Consider the following 2,014-nt stretch of genomic DNA (forward strand, 5'->3'; position numbering starts at 1 on the left):
GGCTGCCGGGTCGACCCCGAGCGAGGGCGGCGCGCGGCGGCATAAGCAAGGATTTAGCGGGCGGCAAAAACTACGCAGGGCATCCTATAATGGAGCTTAGCGAGTGGTTCAAGCTGCAGGCTAAGATCGTTAGATTTTTTAAAGATAAAAAGCACTAGCCGTTTTGCCTTGGCTGACTTGCCTTGATCAGTTCGGTCGATCGGCTTAATTTGATCGTTTTGATCGTTCGCTCTGATCGACTCCTCTAGCCAGCTCGATTTGATCGGTTCGCGTCGTTTTAGTGAAGTTTGAAACCGCCAGGCAGTTGGTGATTGTGGAGCGGTTTACGCTGCCATTCGGTTTTTGCATAGTTTGTAAACCGCTGCGGCGGTAAATTTTGCCCTTTTATCGATAGAATTCCGCTCACGCCATTTTTTTTCTTGCGCTTGCTTTGTGGGCGTGGTAGAATTTAATTGAAATACGTTTGCTCGCAGTCATTGCGGCCAAGCTTTACGAGCGCTTTAAATCAGCGCAAATTTAATGAAAGGAAAAACAATGATAGAGATGTTTTTATGCTCCTATTTTGCGGGCGCGGCGACGCTTTTTGAGGACTATGCGAGGCAAAATATCCGCGCTAAAGAGGTGCTTTTTATCCCGACTGCGGCAAACGTCGAGGAGTACCGAGACTACGTGGACGAGGCGAAAGAGGCGTTTGTCAAAATGGGTTTTACAGTTCAAATTTTAGACGTTTCAAAAGCGAGCGCGTCCGAAGCGAAGGCAAAGATCGGCGCGGCGCGGGTGCTTTACGTAAGCGGCGGCAACACCTTTTATCTTTTGCGCGAGCTTAAAAAGAAAGGTCTTACTGGCCTCATCGCAGATCGCGTCCGAAGCGGCGAGCTCGTGTATGTGGGCGAGTCGGCGGGCGCTATGATCGCAGCTCCCAGCGTGGAGTACGCGAGTGTGATGGACGATGCGGGCGACTACGGGGCGGCGGCGCAAACAGGGCTTGATCTGGTGAAATTTTACCCGGTGCCGCACTACGGCGAGGAGCCTTTCGTACAAAGCGCGGCTGAAATTTTAAAAATTTACGGCGGCAAGCTAAATTTGGCGCCGATAAATAACGCCGAGGCGATTGCGGTGCACGGCGATAAATTTGAAATTTTAGGGCGCTAAACTGCGGCGCGAAAGTAAAATTTACGCTTGCGTTCGCATATAAGGCGCAAGGCAGAATTTAAATTTAGGTGTGGTAAGCCGCTAACGAATAAATTTAATCAAAGGATCAAAATGAAAATACTACTTATCAACGGCGGAGCTCCGTTTAACGGCAAAGGCGGCAAGCTAAACAAAACCTTGCACGAGCTAGCGAAAAAGACGCTAGGGTCGCTAGGACACGAAACGCGCGAAACTACGATACATGAGGGCTACGACTTAGAGGGCGAGGTGGAGAAATTTCTATGGATGGACGCCGTGATCTGGCAGATGCCCGCGTGGTGGATGGGCGAGCCTTGGCTCGTTAAAAAATATATCGACGAGGTGTTTATGAGCGGTATCGGCAAGATAGTGGCAAACGACGGGCGGCACAGCGCGAGTCCAAACGACGGCTACGGCACCGGCGGGCTAATAAAGGGCAAATCGCACATGCTAAGCGTCACGTGGAATGCGCCGCTTCAGGCGTTTGACAAGCCCGGGGATTTTTTCGAGGGCGTGGGCGTGGACGGCGTTTATTTGCATTTTCATAAGGCAAATGAGTTTTTAGGCACGAAAAGGCTGCCTACTTTTATGTGCAACGACGTCATTAAAAACCCGGACGTAGAGCGTTTTACGAGGGATTACGAAGCGCATCTAAAAAGGGTTTTCGGCTAAATTTAAGCAGACTTTAGCGCAAATTTATAAGCTAGACAGTAGAAATTTTACCCTGCCCTTTGTGCCGTTAAATTTGATCTAAATTTAAACTCATGCTACGCCGGAGCGTAGAATTTCGCTATGGATTTTAGGCGGTACGCCAAACATCCTTGCGTATTCGCGGCTAAACTGC

At 49.8% G+C, this 2,014-nt stretch carries 2 protein-coding genes and 1 pseudogene; all 3 read left to right on the forward strand.

The window, feature by feature from the left end; translation table 11 throughout:
- Positions 1-158: pseudogene (locus tag Q0236_RS06315) on the forward strand (hypothetical protein); the annotation flags it as partial.
- A 376-nt stretch (positions 159-534) separates the two neighbouring features.
- Positions 535-1,152 (forward strand): Type 1 glutamine amidotransferase-like domain-containing protein, encoded by a 618-nt coding sequence (locus tag Q0236_RS06320; RefSeq protein ID WP_297916147.1) that lies wholly within the window; start codon positions 535-537, stop codon positions 1,150-1,152.
- Between the two features lie 111 nt (positions 1,153-1,263).
- Positions 1,264-1,842 (forward strand): NAD(P)H-dependent oxidoreductase, encoded by a 579-nt coding sequence (locus Q0236_RS06325; protein WP_297916149.1) that lies wholly within the window; start codon positions 1,264-1,266, stop codon positions 1,840-1,842.
- Positions 1,843-2,014 lie beyond the last annotated feature (172 nt).

Source organism: uncultured Campylobacter sp. (genome assembly GCF_938031315.1).
Taxonomy (GTDB): domain Bacteria; phylum Campylobacterota; class Campylobacteria; order Campylobacterales; family Campylobacteraceae; genus Campylobacter_B.

Excerpts from the sequence above, each read along its gene's own strand:
- Q0236_RS06320 (WP_297916147.1), top strand. The coding sequence starts at position 535 with ATGATAGAGATGTTTTTATGCTCCTATTTTGCGGGCGCGGCGACGCTT.
- Q0236_RS06325 (WP_297916149.1), top strand. The coding sequence starts at position 1,264 with ATGAAAATACTACTTATCAACGGCGGAGCTCCGTTTAACGGCAAAGGC.